We start from the raw sequence: 16,294 nt of genomic DNA, 5'->3' as shown, positions 1-16,294 counted from the left end.
GGAAGGAGGCACCGTGTACTACCCTGCGCTGTTCACCCCCGTCACGCTCGGCACCCACGCCTTGCCGAACCGCATTGCCATGGCCCCGATGACCCGGCTGCGCGCACCCGATGCAATGCCCAATGCGATCATGGCGGAATACTACGCGCAGCGGGCCAGCGCGGGCCTCATCGTTACCGAATGCATCATGATCTCGGACACCAGCGCTGCCTACATGGGCGCGCCGGGCCTCTATGCCGACCACTTCATCGAGGCCTGGCGGCAGGTGACCGATGTGGTCCACGCGGCTGGGGGCAGGATCTTTGCGCAGTTGTGGCATTCAGGCCGGGTTGCCCACGCCTCGCTCATGCCCGGCGGGCAGGCCCCGCTGGCACCGAGCGCGATTGCGGGCGTGGGCGAGCTTCACACTCCGCTCGGCAAGCAGCCACTCTCGACCCCCCGCGAACTGGCGATCGAGGAAGTCGCGGGGCTTGCCCGCGCGTTCGGCAAGGCGGCTGACCGCGCGCGGCAGGCCGGATTCGACGGGATCGAGATCCACGGCGCCTTCGGCTACCTCGTCGACCAGTTCCTGCGCGATGGCAGCAACCGCCGCATCGATGCCTATGGCGGCACCGCGCGCAACCGGGCGCGCTTCCTGCTCGAAGTGGTCGCGGCAGCGCAGCAGGCTTTCGGCGCCAATGTCGGGGTCAAGCTGTCACCCGCCAGCCGCGCGCACGGCATGGATGACAGCCGCACTGCCGAGACCTTCGCCGAGGTCCTCGCGCTGCTAGGTGATGCCGATCTGGCCTACCTGCACATGATGGAGCCGCTGGCTGGGGACGATCAGCCTGAGCTGCTGCTCGCCGCCCCCTGCGCCTTCGCGCGGCGGCACTTTGGCGGCACGCTTATCGCCAATGGCGGATTTTCCGGAGAGACCGCGGCGGCTCTGGTTGATCAGGGCGGTACCGACCTCGTGTCCTTCGGCCAGCCCTTTATCGCGAACCCCGATCTGCCCGCGCGCCTCCGCGCCGGTGCGGCGCTCGCGGTGCCCGATTACAGCACCGTCTATGGCATCCCCGGCCAGCCGCCGGAGCAGGGCTACACCGATTATCCTGCGATGGCATGATCAGCGGATCAGGCCGAGCTGGCGCGCCTTGAAAGTCGCTTCCGAGCGGCGGTTGACGCCCAGCTTGGCGTAGATCTGCTGGAGATACCATTTGACCGTGCCAAGCGTGAGGCCGGTCTCCTCGGCAATCTGGCTGTTCATCATCCCCATCGAGATCATCAGCAGCAGTTCGGATTCGCGGTCGTTGAGCGAATCGTACTGGCCGCCCAGTTCGTCGATATCGACCGCCGGGATGGCCAGCGTGCTATTGCCGCTGAGGAGGTGCTGCAACTGGCCAAGATAGGGCACGATCTCGCTGTCGCCCCCGCCAGCAGTGAGCCGCATCTGCTGGAGCTGCACGCGCACGGCCTCGTTGCTGTCGAGGAAAGTGCGCAGCAGGCCCGCCTTGGCGCCGAACTGCAAGCCGGTGCGCAAGGTGCGGTGTGCCGATTTGGATTCGCCCATCACGATCTGGACCTGGGCAAGCAGGATGCAGAAGCGCGCGCCAAGGCGGATGCACCCCCGGTCCGAAAGGAACCGCAGCCACCGCCCGAGCAGCGATTCCGCCGCCGAGAGGTTGTTCTCGATCTGGGCAACGATGGCGGCGGCAAAGGCCCGTGCCGCGGCTGCCGTGGTCATGCCGCGCGCGGGTGCGAAGCGTTCGATATCCCCGGTCAGATTGCCCAGCGCCCCGATCCGGCGCACGTCGGCGACCTCACCCGCCGAGGCCAGCAACTGCAGGCGCTGCGCGACGAGAAACGCGCTGAGCCGATCGAAGCCCCGCGCGACGCCGATCTCCTCGCCCTCATCCAGCACCCGCAGCGCCGCGCCGACCGAATCCAGCGCCGCGATGCGCACCCGCGTCTGGTATCCTGCAACCAGCTGATCGACGAGGCCGGTCTGCCCGGCGAGCGGCAGGAACTCCTCCGTAAGCGCCCGCGCGCCGTCGATATCGTTGCTCTCGTAGAGCACTTCGGAAAGATGCAGTGCGGGCATCGCCGTGGTCGGATTGGTGCGCCCGACGATCTCGGTTGCGGTGTCGAACGCGCCTTGAAAGATGGCCCGCGCGCGTTCGAGCTGGCCGATCTGGAGATAACCCGCACCGATGATGCAATCGTGCCAGATCGATCCCCAGCGGTTGCCGTAATCGACGAAAACGGCGCGGGCACGGCTCGATGCGGCCAGCGACCGGCAATCGAATTGTTCGCGCTGCGCATAAATCAGCGACGTCTGCGTCACCGCGTCGTCGAAAGCGGTGTATTTGCCCTCCATCTCCAGCCATTGCCGGGCCAGCGCTTCGGCAGGCACCATCTCGTCGCGCAGGATGGCCAGCTGCATCTCGCAATAGACCTGCTTGCGCAGCACTTCATCGACATCGAGCCCCGCGTCGCGCCACTTCGCGGTGCGCGCGCCGTTCGTCAGATTGGCGCGCACGCTTTGCAGAATCCGCCGCGCTTCGCTGAAGTGCCACGACAGGGTCAGCGAATAGACCTGATCGAGCTGGAGCGCCGGATAGTCGCCCAGCAGTTCCTGCGGCAAGCTCGAGCCATAGCGCACCAGTGTCGCGCCGCGCCCGGATTCGACCAGCGCCGTCGACACGCGCGAGAGGATGTCTGCCGCAATCTCCGGGTTCTCGGTCGCGAAGGCATGGCGCGCCGCGCGGCCGGGAAAGCCCTTGTGCTCGAACCATTCCGCCGCCGCCCGGTGCAATTCTGCCTCGCGGCCCGGAGCGGTGCGCGCGCCGATCGCCATCATCGCGTCGCTGAACAGGCGGTGGAAGCGGAACCACCCGGACTGGCCCACGCGGCTGATGAAGAGCTGCCGTGCCTCCAGCTCGTCGATCATGCGCACGCTGTCTTCGCGGCCCAGCGCCGCATCGCAAAGTTCGGCTGAAAACTCGCCGATGATCGCAACATCGCGGGCGAACGCGGCAATGTCGGCCGGCAGGCGCGCCAGCACTTCGTCGCGCAGGAACTCCTCGACCCCGATACTGGTGGCCGAGGTCATTTGCGGCAGGCGGGGCCGCTGGTCCTGGCGGAACGACAGCGCGGCGAGCTTGAGGCCGACCACCCAGCCCTCGGTCCGCTCGAAGACCTGATCGACGAATGCCTCGTCGAAGGGCTCGCTCGATGTCTGCATCAGGAAGCGGCGCACTTCCTCCCGGTCGAACTGGAAATCCCGCGCGGAAAGCTCGGCGCTTTCCCCCAGCGCGCGCAGCTTCGCCAGCCGGATGCTCGGCTTGCTGCGCGAACTGACGACAAGGTGGAGGCAGCCACTCCCCGCATTGGCGAGCAGGCTGATCACCTGCAGCACGTCCGGGTTCGTCACCTCGTGCAGATCGTCGATGATGAGGACGACCGGCTGGCCGGTGGCTTCGATCGCATTGACGATCGCGGTCGAGGTGATGCGCAAGTCCACGTCCATGCGGTGCTCGATCACGCCGTGCAGGGCGCCGCGCAGCGCCGGGATGTTGTGATCGATCGTCGCGACGAGATGGTGCGCGAACATGTTGGGATCGTTGTCGAGATCATCGACCGTGAGCCAGGCCGCCGCGATCCCTCGCTCCCGCAGCTTGAGGTACCATTCGCCAAGAGCGGTGGATTTGCCGTAGCCCGCCGGCGCCGTCACGACCGTCAGCGTCACATCGAGTGCGCGTTCGAACTTGGCGACAAGCGGCTGGCGGGCGATGATATCGCTGAGCCGCAGGCGCGGCGGTGCGATCCGGGTGGCAAGCAGCGCGCTCGGCCCGCTCCACGCAGCAGAACTTTCGCCCTGCCCCGAAGTGCCGGTCCCGGCCGTGGCCGGTCTTCCCGGATTTCGCGATCTGGCCACTGCAGTCATTTCCCCCGTAGACCGCATGTCTCTGCAGCTCCCTAGGCAGCGAGTATAGGTCTCGCGCCGGTTTCTTGTCAGCACCCAATACCGCGAGCGCGGATGCAGGTTGCCAGCCGAAAGTTAGGTGCGCGGCGAAGACGGGCACTGCCCCCGATGCCGTCAGCCTCCCGTCAGGCTCGCTTGCTATTGCCCCCCGGCTGATGAAAGCAGGGTGCCATGGCGCGGGTTCTGATCATCGAGGACAACGAACGGCTGGCTGGCCTGATCGCCGATGGCCTCGGCGCGCAGGGCCATGTCTGCGACGCGGTCCATACGCTGGCGGCGGCGGAGGATGCGCTGGCCGGCACGCTGTTCGATGGGATCGTGCTCGATCTGGGCCTGCCTGATGGCGACGGCGTGGACTGGATGCGCGCGCAGCATGGGCCGCGCCCGCCGATCCTCGTGCTCACCGCCCGCGATGCGCTGGAGGATCGCATACGCGGACTTGATGCCGGGGCGGACGACTATCTCCCCAAGCCCTTTGCGATGAGCGAACTGGCCGCCCGCCTGCGCGCACTGCTGCGGCGGCCCGGCGGGCGGCAGGATGCCGTGCTTGCCCTCGGCAACCTGGCATTCGATCCGGCCAGCCAGCGTGTGACGGTTGCCGGCACCACGCTGGAGCTGACGCGCCGCGAGGCCGCCCTCATCGAACTCCTGCTGCGCCGCGCAGGGCAGGTCGTGCGCCGGGCGGTGATTGAAAACAGTCTGTACACGTTCGACGAAGCCGTCACGCCGAACGCGGTGGAAGCCACGATCTCGCGCCTGCGCCGCAAGCTTGAGGAGGCCGGGGCCGCGCTGGAACTCCATACGATCCGGGGCGTAGGCTATATGGCGCGGGCGCGCGGCGCATGAGCCGGCCGCCCTCGATCGTACGGCGGCTGACGGCGAGCCTCGCCTGGGTGGGCGGGCTCGGCGCGCTGCTGCTGCTGATCGTGATCGGCATCGAGTACCGCATCTCGTTCAGCAATCTCGGCGACCACGATGCATTCGCCCGCGCGATCCATGAACTGAGCGAACACGTGCTGCTGCCGATGGCGGTGCTGATCCTGCCGATGGCGCTGGCCGGGCGCTGGGCGATCAAGAGCGGGGTGCGCCCGCTGATCGATGCCGCAGCGCAGATCGATGCGCGCGCCGGGGAAACCCGCGGAGTGCGCGTGGATACCACCGATTTTCCGATCGAGGCGCGCGCCTTTGCCGATGCGATCAACCGCGTGCTCGGACGGATAGATGGCGCGGCGGCGCTGCACGAAGCCTTTGCCGCCGATATCGCACACGAACTGCGCACGCCGCTTACGTTGCTCTCGCTCGAGCTCGACCGGCTTGAACATCCCGATGCCGGACGCATGCGCGGGGATGTCGCGCGGATGCGGCGGCTGATCGACCAGCTCATGCTGCTTGCCCAGATCGACGCCGATCACGCCGCACAGATCGCGCCCACGCCGGTCGATCTCGGCGATGTTGCGGGAGACGTGATCGCCCAGCTCGCGCCGATCGCGCTCGACCGGGGGATGCGGCTTGCGCTCGAAGCGGATGCGCCGGTCATGGTCATCGGGCGGCGCGAGGCCATTGGCGCGGCACTGCGCAACCTGATCGAGAACGCGCTGCGGGCGAGCCCTGCCGGAGGCTGCGTCACGGTGCGCACCGGCGCGGGCGGAATGCTCGCGGTGCGTGATGAAGGCCCGGGCCTCTCCGCCCAGCAGCTGGCGACCCTCACGCAGCGCCACCGCCGCGCCGATCATGCCAGCCGCGATGGCGCAGGGCTTGGCCTCGCGATTGTCGAGCGGATCATGCGCGCCCATGGAGGCACGCTCGAAACCAGCGTGACGGCGCGCGAACTGCGGCTGCAGTTTCCGCCCGCCGCCTCGTCAGACTGACGTCAGCTTTTCGCACTAGGGCCCGCACCATGAAGCAGAATTCCTGGATACTTGGCGGCGCCGCCGCCGTACTGCTGGCTGGCGGGGGCTGGTGGTGGATGGCCTCGCACGCAGCGGGAACGGCCGCCCCCGCCGCCAATACCGCGCCCGCAGCGGCGAAGGACGGCATGATCCCGCTGACCGCCGAACAGATGCACGCGCTGGGCCTCACGCTGGCGGTTGCTGCCTCCGCGCAGACGATGCCGGTGGCGGAACTGCCGGCGCAGATCATGCCCCAGCCCAATGCGCGCGTGGCTGTCGCCGCGCAGTTTCCCGGCGTCATAACGCGTATCTTCGTCGTAGCCGGACAGGACGTGGCCGCCGGCCAGTCGCTCGCCACCGTTGCCAGCCGCGACATGGTGAGCCTCACCGCCGAACTCGCCCGTGCCCGCGCGCGGCAGAGCGTGACTCGCGCGCAGGCAGCGCGGCTCGGCCAGCTTGCGCGTGAAGGCATCATCGCCCCCGCCCGCGCTGACGAAGCCGTCTCGCTCGCGCGGCAAAGCGACATCGACGTGGGCGAGCAGGCGCGGCTGATCGGGCTGGTTCCGGGCGGACGCGCGGGCGGTGCGGGCTATACCCTGAGCGCACCGATCAGCGGCAGGATCAGCGCAATGAGCGCGGAGACCGGCAAGGCGGTTGATCCGGCCATGGCACCTTTCGTGATCGATGGCGGCGGCCCGTTGCAAGTGACCGCGCAGCTGCCGGAGCGGCTGCTGGGGGCGGTCAAACCCGGCATGATCGTGCGCATCGGCACGGTTTCCGGCACAGTGACTGCGGTCGGCCAGTCGCTCGATCCCGCAACCCGGTCGGCCACGGTGACCGCCACGGTTCCTGCCGGGAGCGCAACAGCGGGCAGCGCCACCGCGATCGGCATCGAAGGCCCCGCCCCCGCGGGCGCCGTGCGCATTCCCGTTGCGGCGCTGAGCGAGATCAATGGCGGCAAGATCGTGTTCGTCGCCGTGCGCGGCGGTGTCAGGGTGCGGCCTGTCACGGTAAGCGGCCAATCGGGCGAAAGCGCGGTCATCACCAAAGGCCTCGCCCCCGGCGAACGCGTCGCCGCGAGCGGGGTGAGCGAGCTCGCCACCCTCGCCGGCGCCAACTGATCGCGCGGCCGGAATGCTCCGCGAACTTCTCGCCAAGGCGCTGTCCTACCGCCTCCTCGTGCTGGCCGCCGCGTTGGTGGTCGCCGGGATCGGCGGCTGGACTTTTGCCAACCTGCCCATCGATGCCTATCCGGATATCGCGCCGACCCAGGTGAAGATCATCCTCAAGGCGCCCGGGATGACGCCGGACGAGGTCGAGACCCGCATCCTCGCACCGATCGAACAGGAAATGCTGGGGCTGCCCAAGCAGGGCGTGCTGCGCGCCACCGCCAAGTATGCGATTGCCGATATCACCATCGACTTCATCGACGGCACCGACATCTACTGGGCACGCCAGCAGGTGAGCGAGCGGCTGGCAGGTGTGATGGGCGATCTTCCCGGCGGGGTCAGCGGCGGTCTTGCTCCGATTTCCACGCCGCTGTCCGAACTCTTCATGTTCACCATCGATGGCCCGCAAAGCCTCGAAGCGCGGCGCACTGTGCTCGACTGGACGATCCGCCCGGCCCTGCGCACCGTCCCCGGCGTGGCAGATGTCAACGCGCTGGGCGGCTACGTCCGCACCTTCGAAGTGCGCCCCGATCCGCTTGCGCTGGGCGCTGCGGGGCTGACCATGGCCGATGTGAAGGCTGCGGTCGAAAGCGGCAACCGCAACGACGGCGCGGGCCGCCTCGCCAATGGCGAGAACGCGCTGATCGTGCGCGCTGTTGGCGCCATCCGCACGCTCGATGATCTGCGCGCGCTAGTGCTCCGCGCTCCGGGCGGCCGCGTGCTGCGGCTGGGCGATGTGGCTAGCGTCAGCAACGGCAGCCTCACCCGCTACGGCGCGGTCAGCGCCGATGGACGCGGCGAGACGGTCGAAGGCCTCGTCATCGCCCTGCGCGGCGCGGATGCGCGAAAGGTCGTCACCGGCGTCAAGGCCCGCCTCGCCGAACTGCAGCATAGCCTGCCGCCGGGCATGAAGATCACCACCTTCTACGACCGCTCCGACCTGATCGACCGCGCGGTCGGCACGGTGGAGGAAGCGTTGCTCGAAGCGACCATCCTCGTCGTGGTGCTGCTCGTGGTGTTCCTTGGCGATTGGCGGGCCGCCGCGATCGTGGCGACCACCTTGCCGATGGCGGCGCTGATCTGCTTCATCCTCATGCGCAGCTGGGGCCTCACCGCCAATCTCATGAGCCTTGGCGGCCTAGCCATTGCCATCGGCATGCTGGTCGACGGCGCGGTCGTCGTCGTGGAAAACGTGGTCGAGCGGCTCGGCCAGGCGCGCGGCGAGGACCAATCCCCGCGCCTGCACCATGTGTTCCGCGCGACCAGCGACGTGATCGTGCCCGTCTCCGCCGGCCTCCTCATCATCGCGCTCGTGTTCCTGCCGCTGGTCTCGCTCGAAGGCCTCGAAGGCAAGCTCTTCGCTCCTGTCGCGCTGACGATCATCTTTGCGCTCGTCGCCGCGCTGCTGCTGGCGCTGACGCTCGTGCCCGTGCTCGCCTCGCTCGGCCTCAAGTCCGGCGCGCATGGCGAACCGTGGATCATGCGCTGGCTGACGCCGCGCTACCGCGCGCTGCTGGCCGCCGCCTTCGCCCGCCCGAAGTTCGTTTATGGCGCTGCCGGTTTGGGCCTTGCCGCCGCAGTCGTCGCCTATGGCGCGGTGGGCAAGACCTTCATGCCGCAGATGGACGAGGGCAGCGTGATCGTCCAGTTGGTCAAGAGCCCGTCCATCGGCCTGCCCCACTCTGTCGCCGGAGACCTTGCCGCGCAGCGCCTGCTCAAGGCGAAAGTGCCCGAAGTCGACCGCGTGATCTCGCGCGTCGGCGCGGACGAACTCGGGCTCGATCCGATGGGCCTCAACGAGACCGACACGTTCGTCACGCTGAAGCCGCAGAGCGAATGGCGCGGGAGCAAGGAAGCTATCATCGAGGACATGCGCCACGCCATGGCGCTGCTGCCGGGCATCGGCGCGAGCTTCACCCAGCCGATCGAGATGCGCGTTTCCGAAATGCTCACCGGCTCGCGCGGGGATCTTGCGGTCAAGATCTTCGGCCCTGACGGCGCGACGCTCGGCAAGCTGGCAGGCCAGGTCGAGACCATCCTCAAGGCAACGCGCGGCGCGACCGAAGTGATGACCGTCGCCAACGACCGCGTCGACTATCTCCAGATCGATATCGACCGCCTTGCCGCCGGGCGCGCGGGGGTTTCGGTCGATATGATCGAGGATACCCTGCGCGGCCAGCTGGAAGGCGTGCGCGCGGGGATCGTCGCGGAAGGCAACCGCCGTATCCCCATCGTGCTGCGCGGAGCCGATGGCGTTCAGGCCAATCCCGCCGCTTTTGCCGATACCCTGCTGCGCGGCGCGGATGGCCAGACCGTGCGGCTGAGCGATGTTGCGCATGTCCGCCCGGTCGCAGGCCCGGTGAAGATCGATCACGAAAACGGCTCGCGCTATGCCCTCGTGCAGGCCTTCGTCTCGGGCCGCGATCTTGTCGGATACGTCGAGGACGCCAAGGCCGCCGTGCAAGCCAGGGTGCCGATGCCTGCCGGATACCGCGTGGTGTGGGGCGGGCAGTTCGAGAACCAGCAGCGCGCGGCCGCGCGGCTTTCGCTGGTGGTCCCCGCCGCGCTGCTCCTCATTTTCTTCGTGCTCCTCGCCACATTGCGGTCGCTGCGCGCGGCGCTGCTGATCCTCGTCAACATTCCCTTCGCGATGGTCGGCGGCATTGTCGCGCTATGGGCGGCGGGCCAGTATCTTTCGGTGCCCGCATCGGTCGGCTTCATCGCGCTGCTTGGCATTGCGGTGCTCAACGGGCTCGTTCTCGTCTCGTACTTCCGTCAGCTGCGCGCGGAAGGAACGCCGATGGCCGAAGCAGTCCGGCTCGGTGCCGAACGCCGCCTGCGCCCTGTGCTGATGACGGCGAGCATCACCGCCTTCGGCCTCGTGCCGCTGCTGTTCGCCACCGGCCCCGGCTCCGAGATCCAGCAGCCGCTCGCGATCGTGGTGATCGGCGGGCTGGTCAGCTCGACCCTGCTCACGCTCGTGCTGCTGCCGATCCTGTTCGAACGCTTCGGCGAAAGCCCCGAGGAACGCGCCAATGGCTGACGTACTGCTCACGCTCCACTGCGCCGCCGCTGATGCCGAAACCATCGGCGAAGCCTTGCGCGGCGCGCTCAAGGCCCCTGTCCACGTGCGGGCCGAAGCCGTGCTCGGGCTGGACTTTTCCGATGCAACCACCGCCGAGCGTGTCACCGCGCGGCTGGACCGGCGGGCCATCGAACTCGTGCTGGCGCAAGCGGACCTTCCCGAAGCGCTCGCAGCGCTCGGCCGCATCCGGCGCAGCGGCGCGGTGCGCTGGTATACCAGCCCGGTGCTTGAACGGGGGCGCGTGGCATGATCCGCCTTACCCTCTTTGCCGCACTACTCCTGCCCGGCCTGGCACTTGCACAGACAGCGCCCCCGCTTGACCAGCGGGCGGACCTGCCCCCCGCGCCCCTCGTCAGCGAAGCGCTCGACAGCTACCCCGGCGTGCTTTCCGCTGCCGCTCGCATCGATGCCGCGCGCGCGCAGGCCGGTGCGCTGGCGCGGGGCACGCAGGAAGTCTCGATTTCTGCCACGGCCCTCAACCGAAGTGTCGACCGCGAGGGCAACTTTGCCGAGTTCGATGCGACCGTGTCGCGGCCCTTCCGCCTTCCCGGCAAGGCCAGGCTCGACCGCAAGACCGGCGCAGCAGGCGTGAGCTTCGCGCAGAACCAGATGGCCGATGCCCGCCATCAGGCCGCACTCGCCCTTTCGCAGCAATGGTTCGATTGGGTCGAGGCAGGCGCCCTGGCCGCAAGCGACGCCGCCAACATCAACCATCTCGAACGCGCGCTGGCGGCTGTCGAGCGGCGTGCGGCGCTGCGCGATGCCGCCGCGCTCGATGTCGATCAGGCCCGCGCCGCCCTTTCGCGCGCACGCGGCCAGCGCGCCGATGCCCTCGCCCGCGCCGCCGAGGCCCGCGCGCGCCTTGCCGCCACGTTCCCGAGTATTCCCCTGCCCCCCGATCCCCCCGCGCCGACAATGCCGGCCGAGCCGTCGATCGGCTTCGATACGCTGGCCAAGCTGGTCATCGAGCGCAGCCACGAAATCGGCGCGGCACAGGCCATGGCCGACCGCGAGGGCTTCGCCGCCGATCGCGCCCGCGCCGAGCGCCATGCCGACCCTTCCTTTGGCGTGCGCGCCTTCAGCGAGCGCGGGGGGATGGAACGCGGGCTCGGCGTCGTCGCGACGATGCCGCTCGGCGGCGGCTACCGGCGCTTTCAGGCAGAGGAAGCAGCCGCCAATGCCCGCGCCGCCGCGCAGGACCTTGCCGGGGTGCAGCGCTCAGTCGCGGCCATGGCGGCGGCAGACCGCGCGCTTGCCGAAACGCGGCTGGCGGGGTGGCAGGCGCTGGCGCAAACCGCAAAGGCAGCCGATGCCGTGGCCGATCGCACCATTGCTGGCGGCAAGCTCGGCGCCATCGATCTGGCCGACGTCCTCTTCGCCCAGCGCCAGGCCAGCGACGCCCGGCGCGAGGAAATCGCCGCGCGGATGGCGGCGCTGCGCGCGATCCTCAAGCTCGAGATCGATTCCCACGTGGTGTGGATCGACGCCGACGACCATGGGGACGCCAGCGCCGCGCCGTGAGGCTGCCGGTCAGCGGAACTCGAGCTCCGGAAAGCCTGCCGCTGCCGACTGGTCCATCGCGTCGTAATAGAAGTTCGCGCCGCCGAAGTAGATCAGCACGCGCGCGCCCTTGTCGGCACGGTTGGCGCCCATCATCCACGAATTGACCTTGTCGCCCTGCGCCATCAGCGTCTGTGCGTGGATGTCGGCGGTCTGCTTGGTCCAGGCAGCCTCGGCCTCGGCCTTGGGCCAGAACGTGGCATGGCCCTCATGCTCCATCTTGCGGATGCAGGCGGTGATCCAGATCACGTTCTGCTCGATCGAGGTCGGCAGGTTGGCGAAGGGCGCCTGCGGGCCGGTGACCATGAACATGTTGGGGAAGTCCGCCACGCAAACGCCCATGATGCTGCCCGAAACAGTGCCCCACTTCTCGTTCAGCGTCTCGCCGCTGGCGCCGATGATCGGGAAGGCTTCGAGCGCTCCTGTATAGGCCTTGAAGCCTGTCGCCAGCACGATGATGTCGAACTCGTAGTCCTTCGCCGTCGTGCGCACCCCGGTTTCGGTCACTTCGACCAGCGGCTCGCGCTTCTTGATATCGACGAGGTGCACGTTGTCGCGGTTGAACGCTTCCAGATAGCCGTGATCGAGCGGCGGCCGCTTGGCGAAGAGCGGGTAGTCGTCATAGGTCGGGCAGAGCAGGTCGGCGAGTTCGGGATCGTTGACCCGCGCCTTCATCTTGCTCGTGATGAAATCACCGGCGAGCTTGTTGGCCTCCGGGCTGGCGAGCAGATCGTCGAAGGTCTCGAACACCCAGCGGAAGCTGCCGTTCCAGTTCTCCTCGAAGATACGCTGGCGCTCCTCGGGGGTCGCATCGAGCACGTTGCGCCCCACCGGGCTGTCGAAAGCCATGCCGAACACGTGGTTGCGGCACTTGGCGATGATCGCGTCGTAGTTGTCCTTGATCTCCTTCTCCCACTCCGGCGTCATCGGGCGCTGCATGGCGGGGAGGATGTAGTTGGGCGTGCGCTGGAACACCGTCACGTCGGCGGCTGTCTTGGCGAGTTCGGGCACCATCTGCACCGATGTCGCGCCTGCGCCGATGACGCCAACGCGCTTACCGGCATAGTCCAGCCCTTCCGGCCAGCGCGAGGAGTGGAAGATCGGCCCCTTGAAGCTGTCGAGGCCCTTGAGCGCGGGAATCTCGGGCTGAGAAATCATGCCCATTCCGCTGATGAAGTATTTGCAGGTAAACGATTCCCCGGTCGCGGTCGTGACCTGCCACCAGCCCTTGTCCGCCAGATAGCGCGCCTCGGCAATTTCGGTGTTCAGCTGGATGTGCGGCATCATGTCGCACTTGTCGACGACGTAGCGCATGTAGGCCTGCGTCTCGGCGCGGCCCGGATAGCGCTGGGTCCACTTCCACTCCTGCAGGATCTCCTTCGAGAAGGTCAGGCAGTAGTAGTAGCTCTCACTGTCGGTCGCCGCGCCCGGATAGCGGTTCCACGCCCAGGTCCCGCCCACGTCCGAGGCGCGATCGAACACGCGGATCGAAAGCCCTGCCTCGCGCAAGTAGTGAATGAGGGCGATACCGGCAAAGCCCGCACCGATGGCAATGGCGTCGAAGTCCGGCCGGTCGGCGCCGGTGGTTGCGGAAGCCGCCCCAGCCTCTGGGGCAATGGTGGTGGTGGTCATCGGTCATCCTCTCCTTGCGGCCATCGCATGCAGCCGCGATAGGTTCAAAATCAGTGTGTTGCAGGGCAATCCTGCGTGTTCAGTAGAGTGTTTCCATGCAGGCCTTCGAATAAGGCTTCAGCTGGTCCACCGCCCCGGCGCGCACTTTCTGCAGCCAGTTCGGATCGGCCAGCAGCGCGCGGCCCACGGCGACGAGATCGAAGTCCCCGCGCTCGAAGCGCCGCACCAGTTCATCCATGGACTTGAGCGTCGGAACGGACTCGCCCGCAACAAAGTCTTCCATCAGATCGCGGTCGAGCCCGACCGAGCCAACGGTGATCGTCGGCTTGGCAGTGATGTGCTTGGTCCACCCGGCAAGGTTGCGATCATCCTCTTCGGGGAAGGCAGCTTCCCAGAAGCGCCGTTCGGAGCAGTGGAAGATATCCACCCCGGCGTCCGAGAGCGGCGCGACCCAACGCTCCAGCTCGCCCGGATCCCGCGCGATCTTGGCGTCGTACTGGTAGGTCTTCCACTGCGAAATGCGGAAGATGATCGTGAAGTCCGGCCCGACCGCCGCGCGCACCGCCGCGACGCAATCGGCGGCAAAGCGCCCGCGCTGCGCAATGTCATCGCCGCCGTAGCGGTCATCACGCTTGTTGGTCGCCGTCCAGAAGAACTGGTCGAAGAGGTAGCCATGTGCGCCATGCAGCTCGACCGCATCGCAGCCGATCCGCTGCGCTTCGAGAGCGCCGCGCGCGAAGGAGGCGATCACTTCGTCGATATCGCTGGAGGTCATCACGCGTCCGCCCGGAATGTCGGGACCGACAAGGCCCGAGGGGCTTTCGAGCGGCGGATGGGGCGAATCCGGCCAGTTGAAGTCCTCGCACCCGCCGACATGCCAGAGCTGCGGGATCATCGCCCCGCCCGCGCGGTGGACACCGGCGGTGGCGCGCGCCCAGGCCGCAAGGCCTTCCTCGCCATGGAAGGCGGGCACCGTATCGGCTGCGACAGCGCCGGGCCGGTCGACGGCCACGCCCTCGGTGATCACGGCGGCCACCCCGCCTTCGATGCGGCGGCGGTAGTAGTCTGCCGATTCCTGCGAAAGAATGCCGCCCGGCGCGAAATAGCGCGACATCGGCGCCATCAGGAAGCGGTTGGCCAGATGCAGCGACTTGCAGTCAAACGGCGTGAAAAACGGATCAAGTGACGTCATCGTAGTCATCTCGCCTCAGGTCAGAGCTTGGCCAGGAAATCGCGGAGCGCGCTGTTGTACGCCTCGGCATCCTCGATGAAGGGCGCATGACCGCAGCCCTCGATCAGCGCGAGCGTACCGTGCGGCGCCATTTCCGCAGCTGCCTTGCCCACGCCCGGATCGAGGATCGCGTCCGCGCCGCCGACGATGGACAGCAACGGCACCGGCAGCGCCTTCAGCGCCGCGCGCTGGTCCACGCGGCCCAGATCCATCAGAGATTCGATCACGCCCGGCCCGCTGTCGATGAAGGCGGCCCACATCCAGTCGACCATGGCTTCGCTCACCGGCTTTGCGCAGACGCCGCCCGCCAGCCCGCGGAAAAATGCCGCGCGGTCGCCACTGAGGGCTTCCTTCGTCGCTTCGAGTGAGCCCGGCTCACCGCCATAAGGGAAATCGTCCGATTTGATGAACCGGGGCGCCGCGCCGCAGGTCAGCACCACGCCCGCGCAGGCCGCGCCCAGAAGACCGGCGGCTTCCACCGCCACCGCGCCGCCCAGCGACCAACCGTTGATCACGACCGGCTTCTCCGTGCAGTGGCGCACAATGCCGGCGACATCGGCCGCGATGGCCGCAATCGAAACATCATCGAAATCGCGGTCGGACTGGCCGCAGCCCCGGTGATCGACCACGATCACCGCATGGCCCGCTGCCTTGAGCGTCTCGACCGTGCCCGCCCAAAGCCGGCCGGACATCGCCCAGCCGTGAATGAGGACAACCGGCATGCCGGCGCCGCGATGGTGTTCATAGTAGACCGAACGGCCTTCGCCGCAATCGAACCGCGCCATCGTTTCTCTCCCAGATTCGCCGCCCGCTATTGCGGTGCGGAAAGCGTTATGCCCGTCAGCGGGCTGAAATGCTGCATGGTCACCTTGCGCCGCGCGATCTTCCACACGCCCTCACGCCGCTCGAAGCGGTCACGATAGGTCGCCGCCACCGTCTGTGCCTGGCCGTCGATGCTGTTGCCGATGCAATAGACGTCGCAGATGCCCGTCATCACGTCAGCGCTCTCCGGCGTCACCCGCAAGTTGGTAGTGTAGTGGGTCGAATCCCTCCACGCCGGCCAGAGAATGTCCTCCACCGCATGGACTACGCCTTCATGGCCCACGAAATCGCCGAACGGTGGGCCAATTTCCCACACCGCGTCCGGCCACCAGATTGCGAGAAAGCGCCCCATGTCGCGCTTGTCGAAACCGAGGCAATAGTCGGAGGTCAGGTCTTGGAGCGCGAGCCTGGATTCCAGCAGATCAAGGCGCTGTTCGAGCGTTGTCGCCATCACTCGGCATCCTCTTCAAGATAGGGCGCAAACTTCGCCAGCGCAGCCTCGCGCGTATGGGGAACGAAGTAGGTCGGCCACTGGCCGGGCGCCGGATCGACGCGGCGCAGGATGTCCTTGGCAACCGAGACCTTGTGGACTTCGGTCGGTCCATCGACGATCCCCATTTCCGGCACGTACTGCCACATGTCCATCAGCGGCGTTTCGTTCGACATGCCGAGCGAGCCGTGGAGGTGCAGCGCGCGGTAGACCACATCGCGCAGCACGCCCGGCATCGCCGCCTTGATCGCCGAAATCTCGCGGCGCACGCGGTGGGTATAGCCCTTGTCCTGATCCAGCAGCCACGCGGCATAGAGCACGTGGAGGCGGAACTGGGTGATCTGGGTGTAGCTGTCGGCGATGCGCTCCTGCACCATCTGCTTGTCGGCCAGCCGCTCGCCCTTGGTCACGCGGCTGACGGCGCGCTCGCACATCATGTCGAGCGCCTTGTT

At 67.7% G+C, this 16,294-nt stretch carries 13 protein-coding genes; 7 read left to right on the top strand and 6 right to left on the bottom strand.

Annotation, left to right across the window (positions count from 1 at the left end; genetic code table 11):
• Positions 1 to 13: 13 nt before the first annotated feature.
• Complete coding sequence (locus tag Q0071_RS13560; RefSeq protein ID WP_298170286.1) at positions 14 to 1,105, top strand: alkene reductase; 1,092 nt, start codon at positions 14 to 16, stop codon at positions 1,103 to 1,105.
• Here Q0071_RS13560 and Q0071_RS13555 read toward each other — a convergent pair whose 3' ends face one another.
• Positions 1,106 to 3,916, bottom strand: a complete 2,811-nt coding sequence (locus Q0071_RS13555) for a LuxR C-terminal-related transcriptional regulator (RefSeq protein ID WP_298170283.1) — start codon at positions 3,914 to 3,916, stop codon at positions 1,106 to 1,108. It abuts the gene before it with no gap.
• 219 nt (positions 3,917 to 4,135) lie between these two features.
• Here Q0071_RS13555 and Q0071_RS13550 point away from each other — a divergent pair, with 219 nt between their 5' ends.
• The 6 genes from Q0071_RS13550 to Q0071_RS13525 are packed head-to-tail and all read left to right on the top strand — an operon-like array spanning position 4,136 to position 11,628.
• Positions 4,136 to 4,810, top strand: a complete 675-nt coding sequence (locus Q0071_RS13550; RefSeq protein WP_298170280.1) for a response regulator transcription factor — start codon at positions 4,136 to 4,138, stop codon at positions 4,808 to 4,810.
• Complete coding sequence (locus Q0071_RS13545) at positions 4,807 to 5,832, top strand: HAMP domain-containing sensor histidine kinase (protein ID WP_298170277.1); 1,026 nt, start codon at positions 4,807 to 4,809, stop codon at positions 5,830 to 5,832. Before Q0071_RS13550 ends, Q0071_RS13545 begins: the two co-directional genes overlap by 4 nt.
• A 29-nt stretch (positions 5,833 to 5,861) precedes the next feature.
• Entirely contained in the window at positions 5,862 to 6,974 is a 1,113-nt protein-coding gene (locus Q0071_RS13540; RefSeq protein ID WP_298170275.1) for an efflux RND transporter periplasmic adaptor subunit, read from the top strand.
• A gap of 13 nt (positions 6,975 to 6,987) precedes the next feature.
• Positions 6,988 to 10,065: a CusA/CzcA family heavy metal efflux RND transporter gene (locus Q0071_RS13535; RefSeq protein ID WP_298170272.1), complete on the top strand. Its 3,078-nt coding sequence runs from the start codon at positions 6,988 to 6,990 to the stop codon at positions 10,063 to 10,065.
• Positions 10,058 to 10,357 (top strand): DUF3240 family protein, encoded by a 300-nt coding sequence (locus tag Q0071_RS13530; protein WP_298170269.1) that lies wholly within the window; start codon positions 10,058 to 10,060, stop codon positions 10,355 to 10,357. The genes Q0071_RS13535 and Q0071_RS13530 overlap by 8 nt, the downstream gene beginning before the upstream one ends.
• The gene (locus Q0071_RS13525; protein ID WP_298170266.1) at positions 10,354 to 11,628 is read left to right on the top strand and encodes a TolC family protein; all 1,275 of its coding nucleotides are present in this window, start codon (positions 10,354 to 10,356) and stop codon (positions 11,626 to 11,628) included. Before Q0071_RS13530 ends, Q0071_RS13525 begins: the two co-directional genes overlap by 4 nt.
• Before the next feature lie 9 nt (positions 11,629 to 11,637).
• On the opposite strand, the gene Q0071_RS13520 is transcribed toward Q0071_RS13525, so the two are convergent.
• The 5 genes from Q0071_RS13520 to Q0071_RS13500 form a co-directional block, all read right to left on the bottom strand.
• Positions 11,638 to 13,299, bottom strand: a complete 1,662-nt coding sequence (locus tag Q0071_RS13520) for an NAD(P)/FAD-dependent oxidoreductase (RefSeq protein WP_298170263.1) — start codon at positions 13,297 to 13,299, stop codon at positions 11,638 to 11,640.
• A gap of 79 nt (positions 13,300 to 13,378) precedes the next feature.
• Positions 13,379 to 14,491 carry an NADH:flavin oxidoreductase gene (locus Q0071_RS13515; protein ID WP_298170260.1) on the bottom strand — a complete coding sequence of 371 codons (1,113 nt, stop codon included), beginning with the start codon at positions 14,489 to 14,491 and terminating at the stop codon, positions 13,379 to 13,381.
• A 20-nt stretch (positions 14,492 to 14,511) separates the two neighbouring features.
• Positions 14,512 to 15,315: an alpha/beta fold hydrolase gene (locus tag Q0071_RS13510; protein WP_298170257.1), complete on the bottom strand. Its 804-nt coding sequence runs from the start codon at positions 15,313 to 15,315 to the stop codon at positions 14,512 to 14,514.
• A gap of 26 nt (positions 15,316 to 15,341) precedes the next feature.
• Entirely contained in the window at positions 15,342 to 15,803 is a 462-nt protein-coding gene (locus Q0071_RS13505; RefSeq protein WP_298170254.1) for a nuclear transport factor 2 family protein, read from the bottom strand.
• Positions 15,803 to 16,294, bottom strand: a 492-nt coding sequence (locus Q0071_RS13500; RefSeq protein ID WP_298170251.1) for an acyl-CoA dehydrogenase family protein, incomplete at its 5' end; no start/stop codon positions are given. The genes Q0071_RS13500 and Q0071_RS13505, both read right to left, overlap by 1 nt.

The sequence above is a fragment of the Novosphingobium sp. genome (assembly GCF_027486195.1).
GTDB lineage: Bacteria > Pseudomonadota > Alphaproteobacteria > Sphingomonadales > Sphingomonadaceae > Novosphingobium.
This window is presented reverse-complemented; position numbering and strand designations above follow the sequence as displayed.